Raw genomic sequence first — 16,121 nt, 5'->3', positions numbered from 1 at the left:
GGCTCGCGCTCGCGCCCCACTCCCGACCCACCCGGAGACCACCCATGGCTGACGACACGACGTTCTACGGCTCCGACTTCGGTGCCCTGCAGTCCTTCGACCCCGACATCGCGGGGGTGCTCCTGTCGGAGCTCGACCGCATCCGTGGCGGTCTGCAGCTCATCGCGAGCGAGAACATCAGCTCCCCGGCCGTGCTCACGGCGCTCGGGTCGACGCTGTCGAACAAGTACGCCGAGGGCTACCCCGGCCGCCGCTACTACGGCGGCTGCGCGGAGGTCGACAAGGCCGAGTCGATCGCCATCGAGCGCGCCAAGGCCCTCTTCGGGGCCGACCACGCCAACGTGCAGGCCCACTCGGGCGCCAGCGCCAACCAGGCCGTCTACGGCGCGTTCATGTCGCCCGGCGACACGATCCTCGCGATGGCCCTGCCGATGGGCGGGCACCTGACGCACGGCACGAAGGTCTCCTTCTCCGGCAAGTGGTTCAACGCCGTGCACTACGGCGTCGACGCGACGACCGAGGACATCGACTACGACCAGGTCGAGGCGCTCGCCAAGGAGCACCGTCCCAAGGTCATCTGCGCCGGCGGCTCGGCCATCCCGCGCCTCATCGACTTCGCCCGGTTCCGCGCCATCGCCGACGAGGTCGGCGCGATCCTCTGGGTCGACGCTGCCCACTTCATCGGTCTCGTGGCCGGCAAGGCCATCCCGTCGCCGGTGCCGTATGCCGACGTCGTGACGTTCACGACGCACAAGGTGCTGCGCGGTCCGCGCTCCGGCGCCCTCGTCTGCACGGCCGAGCACGCGGCCGCCCTCGACAAGGCGATCTTCCCGATGATGCAGGGTGGCCCGCAGATGCACACCATCGCGGCCAAGGCGGTCAACTTCAAGGAGGCCGCGAGCCCGGAGTACGCGCAGTACGCGAAGGACGTCATCGCCAACAGCCAGCAGCTCGCGGCGAGCCTGCTCGAGCTCGGCATCCGGCCCACGACGGGCGGCACCGACACCCACCTGTCGCTCCTCGACCTGCAGGGCGTCGGGGTCACCGGGAAGGAGGCCGAGGAGCGCGCCGACGCGGCCGGCATCGTGCTCAACAAGAACGCGATCCCCTTCGACCCGCAGAAGCCGAACATCGCCTCCGGCATCCGCGTCGGCACCCCGTCGGTGACGACGCAGGGCATGGGCCTGCCCGAGATGGAGCAGATCGCCGCGCTCATCCACCAGGCCGTCACGCGTGGCGACGCCGACCCCGACCACGCCGTCAGCAAGGAGGTGCGCGCGGGGGTCACCGACCTCGTGACGCGCTTCCCGGCATACCCTCGCTGAGTCCGGCACCCACCGGACGTCCCGGAGCGAGCGGAGGTCGGTAGGTGCACGAGTACGTCCTCGTCCTCGTCGTGGCCGCCGCGGTCACGTACCTCGCGACGCCGTTCATCCGCAGCATCGCCGTGGCGACCGGGGCGTTCACGGCGGTGCGCGAGCGCGACGTGCACACGACGCCGATCCCGCGGCTCGGGGGAGTGGGCATCTACCTCGGGTTCGTCGCGGCGGTGCTCGTCGCGCGGGCGCTGCCCTACCTCGGCGGGCTCTTCGCGACCCGGCAGCTCTGGGGCGTGCTCGTCGCGGGCGGCATCGTCTGCCTCGTCGGCGCCTTCGACGACATCCGTGAGCTCGACTGGGTCACCAAGCTCGCCGGGCAGATGCTCGCGGCCGGCCTGATGGCCTACACCGGCGTGCAGCTGCTCTCGCTGCCGATCTTCGGCACGACGATCCTGCCGACGCCGGTGCTCGTGCTGTTCACCATCGTCGTCGTCATCGCCTCGACGAACGCGGTGAACTTCATCGACGGGCTCGACGGCCTCGCCGCCGGCGTCGTCGGCATCGCGGCGCTCGCGTTCTTCATCTACAGCTACCTCGTGTCGCGCTCGTTCCAGCCGGCCAACGTCTTCTCGACCGCGACGCTCATCTCCGCGGCCCTGGTGGGGTGCTGCGCGGGCTTCCTGCCGCACAACTTCCACCCGGCCCGCCTCTTCATGGGCGACTCCGGGGCCCTGACGCTCGGCCTGCTGCTCTCGGCGGCGACGATCACGCTGACCGGCAACGTCGACCCGGGGCAGGTGAGCGGCAACGCCGTCTCGGCGGCGTTCCTGCCCATCCTCGTGCCGCTCGCCGTGCTGCTGCTGCCCTTCCTCGACATGCTGCTCGCCGTCGTGCGCCGCACCCGGGCGGGGCAGCGGCCCTGGCAGCCGGACGCGATGCACCTGCACCACCGGATGCTCGGCATCGGGCACGGCCACCGCCGCGCCGTGCTCATCCTCTACCTCTGGGCCGCCATCGTGGCGCTCGGCTCCGTGTCCTTCGTCATCTGGGACGGACTCCGTCCGCTGGCCGTCGTGGGGGCCGCCGCCGCGGTCGGTGTCGTGCTCACCGTGTGGCTGCCGCGGTGGAGGCCGGCGAAGCGCTTGTGATAGCATTCACAAGCACCTGAGGGGAGTCTGAGAGGATGCCTCCACGGCGCCGAAAGGCCTTCCCGGTGCAGGGGATCGCGACCGAACCGGTCCGACGCCCCGCACCGCAGCACCGCCTCCACGAGCCACCCAGACGCAGCCAGGCAGGTCTTCCTTGAGCGCCACACCGGCCCCGAACGCATCACAGTCCGATGCGTTCGCGCAGCTCCTCCGGGGCTCGCTCCTGCCGACGGCCGTCGTGGGTCTGGGGTGCGTCGTCGTCGGTCTCTTCTCGAGCCCCAAGGCCGCGTGGTCCGCCGCGCTCGGTGCCGCCATCGTGCTGTTCTTCTTCAGCCTGACGCTGCTCGTCATGAAGCGGACGGCCGACCTCGCGCCCACGACGACGATGATGGTCGTCATGGCCACCTACACCGTCAAGGTGCTGGTGCTGGGGGTCGCGATGTTCGCGCTGCGCGACGTCTCCTGGGCGTCCGGCTACGCCATCGGCGTGTCGATCACCGTGTGCGCCGTCGTCTGGCTGTTCTTCGAGATGCGCGCCTACAAGCGGCTGCGGATCTTCGCCTACGACCCCGACGGCGCCGCCTCGCTCGAGGCGCCCGCCCCGCACACCGACGCCGCTCCCACCGACCGGGAGCCGCGTGATGAGCCGTGACCGCGGAGGTCGACATGACCACACCACCGAACCCCGAGCCGGTCGAGCCGACGCAGCCCCCGCTGCCGTCCTCGCCGAGCGCGGAGGACGAGGCCGAGCAGCTGCGCTCGTTCAACGTCCGCGAGCAGGACTCGGCCTGGCGGGCCGTGGCCTACCTGCTGACCGGCCCGCTGATCTACGGCGGCCTCGGGGCGCTCGTGGACCACTGGCTGGGCACGTCGTGGCTCGTCGGGGCCGGGATCGTGGGTGGGATGGCCATGTCGCTCTACCTGATCTGGTTCCGATACGGTACCCATTGAGCCCAGCGAGCCTCGCAGCCCCCGCGCAGCCTGACCACGTGTCGCTCGCCGGCCCACCGACATCGGGTCCCGACGGGGGAGCGCCCCACCACGCGCCACCCCCCACCGACCCCGCACTGCTGACGCACGGCGTCAGCGCCAACGCCCAGAACGTACGAAGGAGCAACCCGTGAGCATCGTGGCCGCCGCCCCGACGGACTACACCGCCCCCGGTGTCGAGGAGTTCTGGCAGCCCCTCATCGGTGACGGGGCCTGGGCCATCACGCGCCCGATGTTCCTCATGGCCGTCTCCGTCGGCCTCATCGTGTGGTGGCTGCTCGCCACGACCCGCAAGAAGGCCATCGTGCCGAGCAAGGGCCAGATGGGCACCGAGGCCGTCTACGGCCTGGTCCGCAACGGCGTGGCCAAGGACCTCATCGGCAGCAAGGACTTCATGCGGTTCGTGCCGCTGCTGTTCTCGATGTTCGTGCTGATCCTCGTCAACAACTTCTTCGGCGTCGTCCCGCCGTTCAGCTACCCGACGATGAGCCGCATCGGCTTCCCGATCGCGCTGGCCCTCATCGTCTGGGTCGTCTTCCACGTCGTCGGCATGAAGAAGCACGGCTTCATCGGCTACTGGAAGTCGCTCGTCCCCTCGGGGCTGCCCAAGGGCATGATCCTGCCGATCTTCTTCCTCGAGCTGATCACCGACCTCTTCACGCGCCCGGTCACCCTCGCCCTGCGACTCTTCGGCAACATGTTCGCCGGCCACATCCTGCTCGTCCTGTTCATCACCGGTGGCTGGTACATGCTGACCTCCGGCGGCGTCCTCGTGGTCGCCGGTGGCGTCACCTGGGTCTTCGCCCTCGTGATGACGCTCTTCGAGCTGCTGGTCGAGTTCCTGCAGGCCTACGTCTTCACGCTGCTGGCCGCGCTCTACATCGCCGGCGCCGTCGCCGACGAGCACTGAGCGCACCACCCCGCGCCGCCCCGGCGCACCACGAACTGCACCACCGCACGAGCACCACACCAGCTTCGCCCCCGCCCGTCTGGCAAACCGCCAGTCGGACAAGACAAGAAGGAATGGAAAACACATGACTGGCAACATCGCCATCCTCGGTTACGGCCTCTCCGCCATCGGCCCCGGTATCGGTGTCGGTCTGATCTTCGCCGCCTACATCAACGGCGTCGCGCGTCAGCCCGAGGCCCGCGGCATGCTGCAGCCGATCGCCTTCCTGGGCATGGCCATCACCGAGGCGCTCGCCATCTTCGGTATCGCGCTCGCGTTCGTCTTCAAGGGCTGACGGCCCCACCGGGCCGACCCGACGCACCCGTTCTCTCTAGGAGACCTGCATGCAAGCATCGTTCGTGTTCGCCGAAGGCGGCGAAGAGGGCTTCTGGGCCACCGCGGCACCGATCATCCCGCACCCGCTGGAGTTCTTCTTCGGCCTTGCCACCTTCGCGATCCTGTATTTCGTCGTGAAGAACAAGGTCGTCCCGCGCCTCGAGCAGATCTACGCCGAGCGCACCGCGGCGATCGAGGGCGGCATGAACAAGGCCGAGGAGGCCCAGGCCCAGGCCCAGGCCGCGCTCGAGCAGTACCAGGCCCAGCTCGTCGAGGCGCGTTCCGAGGCCGCTCGCATCCGTGAGGACGCGAAGGCCCAGGGTGCGCAGATCATCGCCGAGATGCGTGAGCACGCGGCCTCCGAGGCGGCGCGGATCACCGAGACGGCGCACAAGCAGATCGAGGCCGAGCGCCAGCAGGCGGTCGTCTCGCTCCGCAACGACGTGGGCCGCATCTCGACCGACCTCGCCAGCCGCATCGTCGGCGAGTCGCTGCACGAGGAGACCCGTCAGAAGGGCATCGTCGAGCGCTTCCTCGCCGAGCTCGAGTCGGGCGACGTCGTCCGTGAGAAGGTCGGGGACCGCTGATGCAGGGATCCTCACGCGCAGCAGCGGCGGCGAGCCGCGACGCGCTCACCGGTGCGCTCGCGGGCGGCGCCGACCGCTCGCGGCTGGCCGAGGAGCTCTTCGCGGTCGTCGGGCTGCTCGACGGCAGCACGAGCCTGCGCCGTGCCGTCGCCGACACCTCGCGCGAGGGCTCGGACAAGGTGGCGCTCGCCGACCGCCTCTTCGCCGGCAAGGTGGGCGACGAGACGCTCGCCGTGCTGCGCGGCGTCTTCGGCCAGCGCTGGACCGACGAGCGTGACCTCACGGACACGCTCGAGGCGTATGCCGTCGAGTCCGTCATCGCCCAGGCCGAGGGCGAGGGTCGTGCCGACCGCGTCGAGGACGAGCTCTTCCGCTTCGAGCGGATCGTCGCCTCCGACGGTGGCCTGCGCACCGCGCTCACCGACGCCCAGGCGTCGGGCGAGCGCCGGCTCGCGCTCGTCGAGTCGCTGCTCGGCGACAAGGTCGCGCCCGAGGCCCTCGGGCTCGTCCGACAGGCCGTCCGCGCCCCCCGGGGCCGCCGGTTCGACCGGACCATCGAGCGCTACCTCGACATCGCCGCGCGTCGCCGCGAGCAGCAGACGGCCACCGTCACGTCGGCCGTCCCGCTCACCGACGAGGACCGTGCCCGGCTCGCCGCCGGGCTCGCCACCGTCTACGGCGGCACGGTCCACATCAACACCGTCGTCGACCCCCGGGTCATGGGCGGGGTCAAGGTCGAGATCGGTGACGAGCTCATCGACGGGACCGTCATCCGCAAGCTCGACGCGGCGCGCCGCGCCATGGGTGCCTGAGGCACCTGCCACCAGCTGTGATCAACCACCGGCCCGCCCCGCGGGTCGAAACCGAGGAGAAGATCTGACATGACGGAGCTTTCGATCCGTCCGGAGGAGATCCGGGACGCACTGGACTCGTTCGTCCAGTCCTACGAGCCCGGCGCGGCCTCCCGCGAAGAGGTCGGCCGCGTCACCGACGCCGGTGACGGCATCGCTCACGTCGAGGGTCTGCCCTCGGCCATGACCAACGAGCTGCTCCAGTTCGAGGACGGCACGCTCGGCCTCGCCCTGAACCTCGACGTGCACGAGATCGGTGTCGTCGTCCTCGGTGACTTCGCCGGCATCGAGGAGGGCCAGGCCGTCAAGCGCACGGGCGAGGTCCTCTCGGTCCCGGTGGGCGACGCCTTCCTCGGTCGCGTCGTCGACCCGCTCGGCAACCCGATCGACGGCCTCGGCGACATCGCCTCCGAGGAGCGCCGTGCGCTCGAGCTGCAGGCGCCGACGGTCGTCCAGCGCAAGTCGGTGCACGAGCCGCTCCAGACCGGCATCAAGTCGATCGACGCCATGACGCCGGTCGGCCGTGGCCAGCGCCAGCTCATCATCGGCGACCGCCAGACCGGCAAGACGACGGTCGCGATCGACACGATCATCAACCAGAAGCGCAACTGGGAGTCGGGCGACCCCGACGCGCAGGTCCGCTGCATCTACGTCGCCATCGGCCAGAAGGGCTCGACCATCGCGTCGGTCCGCGGCACGCTCGAGGAGGCCGGCGCCCTCGAGTACACGACGATCGTCGCCGCCCCGGCGTCCGACTCGGCGGGCTTCAAGTACCTCGCCCCCTACACCGGCTCGGCCATCGGCCAGCACTGGATGTACCAGGGCAAGCACGTCCTCATCGTCTTCGACGACCTGTCCAAGCAGGCCGAGGCCTACCGCGCCGTGTCGCTGCTGCTGCGCCGTCCGCCGGGCCGCGAGGCCTACCCGGGTGACGTCTTCTACCTGCACTCGCGGCTCCTCGAGCGTTGCGCGAAGCTCTCCGACGACCTCGGCCACGGCTCGATGACGGGTCTGCCGATCATCGAGACGAAGGCCGGTGACGTCTCGGCGTACATCCCGACCAACGTCATCTCGATCACGGACGGCCAGATCTACCTGCAGGCCGACCTGTTCAACGCCAACGTCCGCCCGGCCATCGACGTGGGTGTGTCGGTGTCGCGAGTCGGTGGCGCCGCGCAGATCAAGGCGATGAAGTCGGTCGCCGGTCGACTCAAGCTCGACCTCGCGCAGTTCCGCGCCATGGAGGCGTTCGCGATGTTCGCCTCCGACCTCGACCCGGCCTCGCGGGCCCAGCTCGCCCGTGGTGCGCGCCTCGTCGAGCTGCTCAAGCAGCCGCAGAGCTCGCCGTACCCCGTCGAGGAGCAGGTCGTCTCGATCTGGACCGGCACGACCGGCAAGCTCGACGACGTCGCCGTCGAGGACGTGCGCGGCTTCGAGCAGGAGCTGCTCGAGACGCTGCGCCGCGAGGGCAAGATCCTCCAGACGATCCGCGAGACGCTCAAGCTCGACGACGACACCGAGGCAGCCCTGACCAAGGTCGTCGACGACGTCAAGCTCAGCTTCCGGGGTTCAGGCAAGGACGGCCTCGAGGCCGGCAGCGAGCAGTTCGACGAGATCGCCGACGACCAGATCACCCAGGCGAAGATCGTCAAGCAGAAGTGACCACGTCCCGTATGCCGCCCGGCCCGCCGGGCGGCATACGGGACCGGGCGTGAGCCCACCCCGCAGGCAACCACAGACTTTTCGACACCAAGAGAGGCGGAGCACATGGGAGCGCAGATGCGGATCTACCGCCAGCGCATCAAGTCCGTCAACTCCATCAAGAAGATCACCAACGCGATGGAGCTGATCGCGGCCGCACGCGTCGTCAAGGCCCGCCAGCGGGCGACCGAGGCGATGCCGTACACGACCGCGCTGACGCGTGCCGTGTCGGCGGTGGCGACGAACACCAACGAGGACCACCCGTTGACGACGGCCAAGGAGACCGCGAAGCGGGCCGGTGTCGTCATCATCACGGCGGACCGCGGACTTGCCGGTGCCTACTCCGTCGCGGCGATCAAGGAGAGCGCGGAGCTGATCTCCAAGCTGACCGCCGAGGGCAAGGAGGTCGTGCCCTACCTCGTCGGCCGCAAGGCCGTGAGCTACTACAAGTTCCGCAAGCGCGACTACGCCGCCGAGTGGACCGGCTTCTCCGACGCGCCGACGTTCGAGAACGCCAAGGAGATCGCCGACCGCATCACGGCCGACTTCCTCAAGCCCACCGAGGAGGGCGGGCACGACGAGATCCACGTCGTCTTCACCCGCTTCCGCTCGATGGTCCGCCAGGACCCGCACGTGCTGCGCCTGCTGCCCCTCGAGGTCGTCGAGGCCGACGAGGGCGGTGAGGACGACAGCGTCGACCTCAGCGTCAACCGCTACGAGGACGGGCAGATCCCGCCCGAGTACTCCTTCGAGCCCAGCGCGTCGGAGGTCCTCGACCTGCTGCTGCCGAAGTACGTGCGCAACCGCATCTACACCGCGCTGCTCAGCTCGGCGGCCTCCGAGCTGGCAGCCCGCCAGCGCGCGATGAAGTCGGCCACCGACAACGCCGGCGAGCTCATCAGGAAGTACGAGCGTCTCGCCAACCAGGCCCGCCAGGCCGGCATCACCCAAGAGATCAGCGAAATCGTGGGCGGCGCAGACGCCCTCGCCGACGCCAAGTAACGCCCACAGGTAAGGAAGCAGACCACCATGACTGCAACTGTCAGCGACACCGCCTGGACGGCTCCGGCCGCGGGCGGCATCGGACGCATCTCGCGCATCATCGGCCCCGTCGTCGACGTCGAGTTCCCCTCGGACGCGATGCCCGAGCAGTACAACCTGCTCACGGCCGAGGTGACGCTGTCCGGCGAGACGAAGAACCTCAACCTCGAGGTCGCCCAGCACATCGGCGACAACATGGTCCGCGCCATCTCGCTCCAGCCGACCGACGGCCTCGTGCGCGGCTCGGCCGTGCAGGACACCGGCGGCCCGATCACCGTGCCGGTGGGCGACGTCACCCTCGGCAAGGTCTTCAACGCGACCGGCGAGTGCCTCAACCTCGAGGAGGGCCAGACCCTCGAGGTCAAGGAGCGGTGGGGCATCCACCGCAAGGCCCCGGCCTTCGACCAGCTCGAGTCCAAGACGACGATGTTCGAGACCGGCATCAAGGTCATCGACCTGCTCACCCCGTACGTCCAGGGTGGAAAGATCGGCCTCTTCGGTGGTGCCGGCGTCGGCAAGACGGTGCTCATCCAGGAGATGATCGCCCGTGTGGCCCGCGACCACGGTGGTGTGTCGGTGTTCGCCGGTGTCGGCGAGCGCACCCGTGAGGGCAACGACCTCATGGTCGAGATGGAGGAGGCCGGCGTCCTCGGCCAGACCTCGCTCGTCTTCGGCCAGATGGACGAGCCGCCGGGCACGCGCCTGCGCGTCGCCCTGTCGGCGCTGACGATGGCGGAGTACTTCCGCGACGTCCAGAAGCAGGACGTGCTCCTCTTCATCGACAACATCTTCCGCTTCACGCAGGCCGGTTCCGAGGTCTCCACCCTCCTCGGCCGCATGCCGTCCGCCGTGGGCTACCAGCCCACCCTCGCCGACGAGATGGGCACGCTCCAGGAGCGCATCACCTCGACGCGTGGTCACTCGATCACCTCGATGCAGGCGATCTACGTGCCGGCCGACGACTACACCGACCCGGCCCCGGCCACGACGTTCGCGCACCTCGACGCGACGACCGAGCTCTCGCGCGACATCGCGTCGATGGGCATCTACCCGGCCGTCGACCCGCTGACGTCGACCTCGCGCATCCTCGACCCGCGCTACGTGGCCCAGGACCACTACAGCACGGCCGTCCGGATCCGCTCGATCCTGCAGCGCAACAAGGAGCTGCAGGACATCATCGCGATCCTCGGCATCGACGAGCTCTCCGAAGAGGACAAGATCCTCGTCAACCGGGCCCGTCGCATCCAGCGGTTCCTGTCGCAGAACACCTACGTCGCCAAGCAGTTCACCGGCATCGAGGGTTCGACGGTCCCGCTCAAGGACACCATCGAGGCGTTCACGAAGATCGCGGACGGCGAGTACGACCACGTCGCCGAGCAGGCGTTCTTCATGTGCGGTGGCCTCGACGACGTCGAGCGCCAGTGGGCGGACATCCAGAAGAACCTCTGAGATCCGCACCGCTCGGGCGCAGCCGTGGCCTCCACGTGTGACCGAGCAGACACGCGCCAGCGCCGGTGTCCCGAAAGGGATGCCGGCGCTGTGTCGTTGTAGGAGATGACGTGTTCGCCGACCAGCAAGGAGCCACCCCATGAGCCAGACCACCCCAGCGCGACACCAGGTCGTCGTGATCGGTTCGGGGTTCGGTGGGTTGTTCAGCACGCAGGAGCTGAAGCACGCCGACGTCGACGTCACCCTCGTCGCGCGCACGACGCACCACCTCTTCCAGCCGCTGCTCTACCAGGTCGCGACGGGCATCCTGTCCGAGGGCGAGATCGCCCCCTCGACGCGCGAGGTGCTGAAGCGCCAGCGCAACGCCCGGGTCCTGCTCGGCGACGTGTCCGACATCGACCTCGAGGCGCGCACGGTCACCCACAGCACGCTCGGGCACCAGACCGTGACGCCCTACGACTCGCTCATCGTCGCGGCGGGGGCGGGCCAGTCCTACTTCGGCAACGACGAGTTCGCCCGCCACGCGCCGGGCATGAAGTCGATCGACGACGCCCTCGAGCTGCGCGGTCGCATCTTCGGCTCGTTCGAGCTCGCCGAGCTCGCGTCCACCCCGGCCGAGGCCGAGCGGCTCATGACGTTCGTCGTCGTGGGCGCCGGGCCCACCGGCGTCGAGATGGCGGGCCAGATCTCCGAGCTCGCCCGCCGCACGCTCAAGCGCGACTTCCGGCACATCGACCCCACCACGGCGCGGGTCATCCTGCTCGACGCCGCGCCCGCGGTGCTCGGCTCGTTCGGCGAGAAGCTGGGCGACCGCGCCGTGAAGCGGCTCACCGAGATGGGCGTCGAGGTGCGCCTCGGAGCCAAGGTCGTCGACGTCGACTCGACCGGCATCGAGGTCGAGCACGGTGACGGCCGCCGGGAGCGCATCGAGTCGGTCTGCAAGGTCTGGGCCGCGGGCGTCAGCGCCTCACCGCTGGGGCGGCAGCTCGCCGAGCAGTCCGGGGCCGGCCTCGACCGGGCCGGGCGCATCGAGGTGAACGACGACCTGACGCTGCCGGGCCACCCGGAGGTCTTCGTCGTCGGCGACATGATGGCCCTCAAGGGGCTGCCCGGTGTCGCGCAGGTCGCGATCCAGGGCGGGCGCTACGCCGCCGACCAGATCCAGCGCCGGCTCGCCGGCCGCGAGCCGAAGGGCCCGTTCGAGTACTTCGACAAGGGCAGCATGGCCACGATCTCCCGCTTCTCGGCGGTCGCGTCGGTGGGCAAGGCCCAGTTCAGCGGCTTCTTCGCGTGGGTGCTCTGGCTGGCCGTGCACCTCGTCTACATCATCGGCTTCAAGCACCGCATCACGACGCTGCTGCACTGGACGGTCAGCTTCCTCGGCCGTGGGCGTGCGGAGCGCGTCGTCACCGAGCAGCAGGTCTTCGCCCGCCAGGCGATCAGCGACCTCGGGCCGCAGTTCAGCCCGGAGCTGCCGCCGGTGGCCGACGGGCGCCCCGACCACGAGTGAGGGCGTGACGGCCGGCGCGAGCCGGTCAGGGCACGAGCCGGTCAGGGCACGAGCGACTCCACGGCCGCGCCGAGGCGGGGGAGCGCGGCGACGACGTGCGACTTCGCCTTGCCGCGCAGCGAGCCGTAGACCTTGGCCGCCGACGCGTGCCGCGTGCTCGCGGCCTTGGCGTCCGTCACGGCGAGCAGCGCGTCGGCCGCAGCGTCCTGGTGCGCGAGCAGGTGCGCCCCGAACGGCTGCTCGCCCTTGCCGGCCCAGAACGGGTCGAGGGCAGCGGCGAACTGGGGGAGCAGGCGGTCGGTCGCGTTGGCCACGAGGTTGCCCCCCAGCTTGCGCACCGCGGCGTAGCCGGCCTTGACCGCAGCCCCACCGAAGCCCGACTTGGCCGCGACCTCGGCGTCGATGACGTCGGTCAGCGTCGTCACCGCGACGGGACGGCGGGCGGGCGCGAGGAGGGCGTCGGACACGGCGGTGCTCATGGGCAGGACTCCTGGTGTTCGGTGGGGTGTTCGGTGGGGTGCTCGGTGGGATGGTCGACGAGCGGTCGCGAGGTGGCTGGCGCGGGCCGGGCCCCTCGCGTACGGAGCATCCTCGCAGAGGCACTAAACTTGCCAGCACACCCCCACGATCCGGAGGAAACGTGAGTTCGCTCAAGGTTGAGATGGTTGCCGCCGACCGAAAGGTCTGGGAGGGCGAGGCCAAGTTCGTACGCGCCCGGTCCATCTCGGGCGAGCTGGGCATCCTGCCCGGCCACACCCCGTTGCTCGGTGTCCTCGTCGAGGGCGAGGTCGCCATCGAGTCGCTCGAGGGTGAGCGCCGCACCGTGACGGTCGACGGCGGCTTCCTCTCCGTCGACTCCGACGTGGTGACGATCGTCGCCGAGCACGTCGACGCGTCCTCGCTGCAGAGCAACTGAGGCCACCGCGTGCCGCCGGTCCTCGTCTCCACCGAGATCGTGATCGGCACGCTGCTCGTCGTCGCGGTGGTCGTGCTCGCCACGACCTACCTGCGCCGGCGCTACATCGCCAAGGGCCTGCCGCTGACCCTCTGCGGTCTGCGCGCGGCCGGCACCGACCGCTGGCGCCTCGGGCTCATCCGGTTCGGCGACAACGCCCTCGAGTGGTACACGCTCGGGGGCGTCTCCGTGCGCCCGCGGCACCGGTGGCTGCGCCAGCGGCTGCTCCTCGAGGCTCCGGAGCGGCTCGAGGGGAGCGACTCCATCCCACTGCTGCCCGACGCGAGCCGCGTGCCGTGCAGCGACGGCGAGACCCGCTTCGAGCTCGCCCTGCAGGGGCCGGCGTACACCGCGCTGCGCTCGTGGCAGGAAGCCGCCCCGCCCGGCTACAACGTCAACGTCGCCTGAGCGCAACCGCAACCGCAACCGCACCGGCTGGAAGTGCGCCACGGCGCACTTTCGCCCGGGGCTCGAGCGAGCGGCATACGGCTGCAACTGCGCCGCGGCGCACTTGGGCGCCGGATCCCGACTGGTTCGTGGCTGCAACTGCGCCACGGCGCACTTTGCCGCCGGGATCCGGGCCGGAAGTCGGCTGCAACTGCGCCACGGCGCGCTTTGGTGCCGCTCGGGGCCCGGATCGCGGCTGGAAGTGCGCCACGGCGCGCTTTCGTGCCGGGTGTGGGGGCGGGTGCGGGCGCTTGCCACGGGCCGGGGCTGCGTCAGTGCTTCCTGGCTCGCTCGGGCTTCTCGACCCGACCGCCGCCCGGCTGCCACAGCACGTCCCCGCCGATCGGCTTGTTCGCGATCCGCGCGAGGATGAAGAGCAGGTCCGAGAGCCGGTTGAGGTACTTCGCGGTGAGGACGTTGACGCCGCCCGCCCCACGGCTGTCGCCGTCCGGCGCCGGCTCGGTGCCGTGGTGCTCGACGGCCGCCCAGGCGGATCGCTCGGCGCGGCGCACGATCGTCGTCGCGAGGTGCAGGTGCGCCGAGCCCGGGGTGCCGCCGGGGAGGATGAAGGAGCGCAGCTTCTCGACCTGCTCGAGGTAGTGGTCGCAGTCGCGCTCGAGGTCGTCGATCCACGGCTGCTCGACGCGGAGCGGCGGGTAGTCGTAGCTCGTGCGCAGCGGCGTGGAGAGGTCGGCGCCGACGTCGAAGAGCTCGTTCTGCACGCGCTGGAGCGTGGCCCGCACCTCGTCCGGCAGGTCGCCGCAGGCGACGGCGATGCCGATCGCCGCGTTCGCCTCGTTGGAGTCGGCGTACGCATGCAGCCGCGCGTCGTTCTTGCCGACCCGGGAGAAGTCCCCGAGGCTCGTCGTGCCGTCGTCTCCGGTGCGGGTGTAGATCCGCGTCAGGTTGACCATGGGGCCACTCTCTCACCCGGTGGATGCCGGCCCGTCGGCGCGGTCACGACTCCGGCGCGGCCCCCGATAGGGTGCCTTGGGTGAGAGAGCGATTCCGGGTCGTCGGCGGCGCGCACCTGCGGGGCGAGGCCGCCGTCGTGGGCGCCAAGAACAGTGCGCTCAAGCTCATGGCGGTCGCGCTGCTCGCGGTCGGCCGCACGACCCTGACGAACGTGCCGGCCATCGCCGACGTCACGATCATGGCCGAGCTGCTGCGCCGCCTCGGGGTCGACGTCGTCTACGACGCCCGGCTCGGCACCGTCGTGCTCGACGTGCCCGAGCGCATCGGGCACCGCGCCGACTACGAGCTCGTGCGGGCCCTGCGGGCCTCGATCTCGGTGCTCGGGCCGCTCGTGGCGCGGGTCGGCGAGGCCGACGTCGCGGTGCCCGGCGGTGACGCCATCGGGTCGCGTGGCCTCGACCTGCACGCAGCCGGGCTCGAGGCGCTCGGCGCCCAGGTGCACGTGACCCACGGCTACCTCGTCGCGACGGCCCCCTCCGGGCTGCGCGGCGCCGACATCCGGCTCGACTTCCCGAGCGTCGGGGCCACCGAGAACGTGCTGACGGCATCCGTGCTCGCCCGTGGCACGACGACGATCGACAACGTCGCCAAGGAGCCGGAGATCGTCGACATCGCCGACATGCTCGTCTCCATGGGGGCCCGCATCGAGGGGGCGGGCACGTCGCGGATCACCGTGCACGGCGTCGACGCGCTGACCCCGACCGAGCACGCCGTCGTCTCCGACCGCATCGCGGCCGGCACGTGGGCCTTCGCGGCCGCCGCGACCCGGGGCGACATCGAGGTCGTCGGCGGCGTGGCCGAGCACCTGCGCGCGCCGCTCGCGGCCCTCGAGGACGCCGGCTGCCGGGTCGAGGTCACGGCGCGCGGGTTCCGCGTCTCGGCGACCGACCGGCGGCCGCGGGCCTTCGACGTCGCGACGCTGCCCTACCCGGGCTTCCCGACCGACCTGCAGCCCTTCGCCCTGACCTACAACGCCGTCGCGGAGGGCTCCGCGATGGTGACCGAGAACCTCTTCGAGGCCCGGTTCCGCACCGTGCAGGAGCTCGCGCGGCTCGGTGCGGACGCGCAGATCGACGGCCACCACGTCATGACGCACGGGGTGCCGCTGCTCTCCGGGGCCCCGGTCGAGAGCAGCGACATCCGCTCCGGCGCGGCGCTCGTCATCGCCGGGCTCGTGGCGGAGGGTGACACGCTCGTCAGCGGCGTGCACCACATCGACCGCGGCTACCCGCGCTTCGAGGAGGCCATGCGGGCCCTCGGCGCCGACGTCACGCGCGAGCCCGACGACGCGCCCTTCGAGCAGATCTGACGGGCCCGGCAGCACGTCGGTCGCCGTTCCGGGCGGGCCGCTCCGCCCCGGTGCGCCCGTGGGGGCAAACGGTCGGTTTTCGTGACGAACGTATTTCTTGACCCTTTCTTGACTCCGAGGGGCAACGTATTCGTCGGCTGACGCGTCATCATGGTGACGGCACAGCGTTGAGAGGGGTCCTGGATGACGCTGCACACCCAGCGAAGGGGTCCGATCCAGGTGCTCGACGCACCTGACGGCCACGACGTCATCATCGAGGGGCGGCTCGACGTCCACACCGTCCCCGACATCCGGGACGCGATCCACGAGGTCATCGACCTCGGCCCCGGCGAGCTGCGGCTGCACCTCGGCGCGGCGGAGATCGGCGACGCCACGGGGCTCGGCGTGATCGTCCACCTGCACCGGAGGGCCACGCGTGCCGAGCGGCGGCTGCTCCTCGTCGACGCGAGCGACCGCACGACGCGGCTGCTGCGGGGCTGCCGCCTCGACCGCATCCTCGCCCCCCGCCACGCCGCGGTCACTGTGGCGCCTCTCACCGCCTGAGCGCCTCCCCA

At 70.6% G+C, this 16,121-nt stretch carries 18 protein-coding genes; 16 read left to right on the top strand and 2 right to left on the bottom strand.

Annotated elements, in window-relative coordinates; genetic code table 11:
* The first annotated feature begins 44 nt into the window (after positions 1 to 44).
* From glyA to ABT295_RS06880, 12 genes are all read left to right on the top strand, one after another.
* Positions 45 to 1,325: a serine hydroxymethyltransferase gene (gene glyA, locus ABT295_RS06935; protein ID WP_352393665.1), complete on the top strand. Its 1,281-nt coding sequence runs from the start codon at positions 45 to 47 to the stop codon at positions 1,323 to 1,325.
* Positions 1,326 to 1,369: 44 nt separating this feature from the next.
* Positions 1,370 to 2,467, top strand: coding sequence for an MraY family glycosyltransferase (locus ABT295_RS06930; protein WP_352393664.1), 1,098 nt, complete (start codon positions 1,370 to 1,372; stop codon positions 2,465 to 2,467).
* Between the two features lie 154 nt (positions 2,468 to 2,621).
* Positions 2,622 to 3,119, top strand: a complete 498-nt coding sequence (locus ABT295_RS06925) for a Cg1360 family ATP-synthase-associated protein (protein WP_352393663.1) — start codon at positions 2,622 to 2,624, stop codon at positions 3,117 to 3,119.
* Positions 3,120 to 3,133: 14 nt separating this feature from the next.
* Entirely contained in the window at positions 3,134 to 3,418 is a 285-nt protein-coding gene (locus ABT295_RS06920) for an AtpZ/AtpI family protein (RefSeq protein ID WP_352393662.1), read from the top strand.
* 169 nt (positions 3,419 to 3,587) lie between these two features.
* Positions 3,588 to 4,367, top strand: a complete 780-nt coding sequence (gene atpB, locus ABT295_RS06915; RefSeq protein ID WP_352393661.1) for a F0F1 ATP synthase subunit A — start codon at positions 3,588 to 3,590, stop codon at positions 4,365 to 4,367.
* A 124-nt stretch (positions 4,368 to 4,491) separates the two neighbouring features.
* Positions 4,492 to 4,701: an ATP synthase F0 subunit C gene (atpE, locus tag ABT295_RS06910; protein WP_020142944.1), complete on the top strand. Its 210-nt coding sequence runs from the start codon at positions 4,492 to 4,494 to the stop codon at positions 4,699 to 4,701.
* Positions 4,702 to 4,750: 49 nt separating this feature from the next.
* Positions 4,751 to 5,329 (top strand): F0F1 ATP synthase subunit B, encoded by a 579-nt coding sequence (locus tag ABT295_RS06905; RefSeq protein ID WP_352393660.1) that lies wholly within the window; start codon positions 4,751 to 4,753, stop codon positions 5,327 to 5,329.
* Positions 5,329 to 6,141 (top strand): F0F1 ATP synthase subunit delta, encoded by an 813-nt coding sequence (locus ABT295_RS06900; protein ID WP_352393659.1) that lies wholly within the window; start codon positions 5,329 to 5,331, stop codon positions 6,139 to 6,141. Before ABT295_RS06905 ends, ABT295_RS06900 begins: the two co-directional genes overlap by 1 nt.
* Before the next feature lie 69 nt (positions 6,142 to 6,210).
* Positions 6,211 to 7,842 carry a F0F1 ATP synthase subunit alpha gene (gene atpA, locus ABT295_RS06895; RefSeq protein ID WP_352393658.1) on the top strand — a complete coding sequence of 544 codons (1,632 nt, stop codon included), beginning with the start codon at positions 6,211 to 6,213 and terminating at the stop codon, positions 7,840 to 7,842.
* A gap of 105 nt (positions 7,843 to 7,947) precedes the next feature.
* The gene (locus ABT295_RS06890) at positions 7,948 to 8,883 is read left to right on the top strand and encodes a F0F1 ATP synthase subunit gamma (RefSeq protein ID WP_352393657.1); all 936 of its coding nucleotides are present in this window, start codon (positions 7,948 to 7,950) and stop codon (positions 8,881 to 8,883) included.
* Positions 8,884 to 8,910: 27 nt separating this feature from the next.
* Positions 8,911 to 10,371: a F0F1 ATP synthase subunit beta gene (gene atpD, locus ABT295_RS06885; RefSeq protein ID WP_352393656.1), complete on the top strand. Its 1,461-nt coding sequence runs from the start codon at positions 8,911 to 8,913 to the stop codon at positions 10,369 to 10,371.
* 139 nt (positions 10,372 to 10,510) lie between these two features.
* Positions 10,511 to 11,881, top strand: a complete 1,371-nt coding sequence (locus ABT295_RS06880) for an NAD(P)/FAD-dependent oxidoreductase (RefSeq protein WP_352393655.1) — start codon at positions 10,511 to 10,513, stop codon at positions 11,879 to 11,881.
* A gap of 41 nt (positions 11,882 to 11,922) precedes the next feature.
* On the opposite strand, the gene ABT295_RS06875 is transcribed toward ABT295_RS06880, so the two are convergent.
* The gene (locus tag ABT295_RS06875; RefSeq protein ID WP_352393654.1) at positions 11,923 to 12,360 is read right to left on the bottom strand and encodes a DUF6918 family protein; all 438 of its coding nucleotides are present in this window, start codon (positions 12,358 to 12,360) and stop codon (positions 11,923 to 11,925) included.
* A gap of 161 nt (positions 12,361 to 12,521) precedes the next feature.
* Here ABT295_RS06875 and ABT295_RS06870 point away from each other — a divergent pair, with 161 nt between their 5' ends.
* Complete coding sequence (locus tag ABT295_RS06870; RefSeq protein ID WP_345507593.1) at positions 12,522 to 12,797, top strand: F0F1 ATP synthase subunit epsilon; 276 nt, start codon at positions 12,522 to 12,524, stop codon at positions 12,795 to 12,797.
* A 9-nt stretch (positions 12,798 to 12,806) separates the two neighbouring features.
* Positions 12,807 to 13,244, top strand: coding sequence for a DUF2550 domain-containing protein (locus ABT295_RS06865; protein WP_352393653.1), 438 nt, complete (start codon positions 12,807 to 12,809; stop codon positions 13,242 to 13,244).
* A 311-nt stretch (positions 13,245 to 13,555) separates the two neighbouring features.
* On the opposite strand, the gene ABT295_RS06860 is transcribed toward ABT295_RS06865, so the two are convergent.
* Complete coding sequence (locus ABT295_RS06860; protein WP_352393652.1) at positions 13,556 to 14,197, bottom strand: cob(I)yrinic acid a,c-diamide adenosyltransferase; 642 nt, start codon at positions 14,195 to 14,197, stop codon at positions 13,556 to 13,558.
* An 80-nt stretch (positions 14,198 to 14,277) separates the two neighbouring features.
* On the opposite strand from ABT295_RS06860, the gene murA reads away from it, so the two are divergent.
* Complete coding sequence (gene murA, locus ABT295_RS06855; RefSeq protein ID WP_352393651.1) at positions 14,278 to 15,567, top strand: UDP-N-acetylglucosamine 1-carboxyvinyltransferase; 1,290 nt, start codon at positions 14,278 to 14,280, stop codon at positions 15,565 to 15,567.
* Positions 15,568 to 15,750: 183 nt separating this feature from the next.
* Positions 15,751 to 16,110, top strand: a complete 360-nt coding sequence (locus ABT295_RS06850; protein ID WP_352393650.1) for an STAS domain-containing protein — start codon at positions 15,751 to 15,753, stop codon at positions 16,108 to 16,110.
* The last annotated feature ends 11 nt before the right edge of the window (positions 16,111 to 16,121 follow it).

Origin of the sequence: Terrabacter sp. NPDC000476 (genome assembly GCF_040300125.1) — a bacterium.
GTDB lineage: Bacteria > Actinomycetota > Actinomycetes > Actinomycetales > Dermatophilaceae > Terrabacter.
The sequence above is the reverse complement of the archived record's forward strand: the minus strand, read 5'-3'. Positions and strand labels throughout refer to the sequence as shown.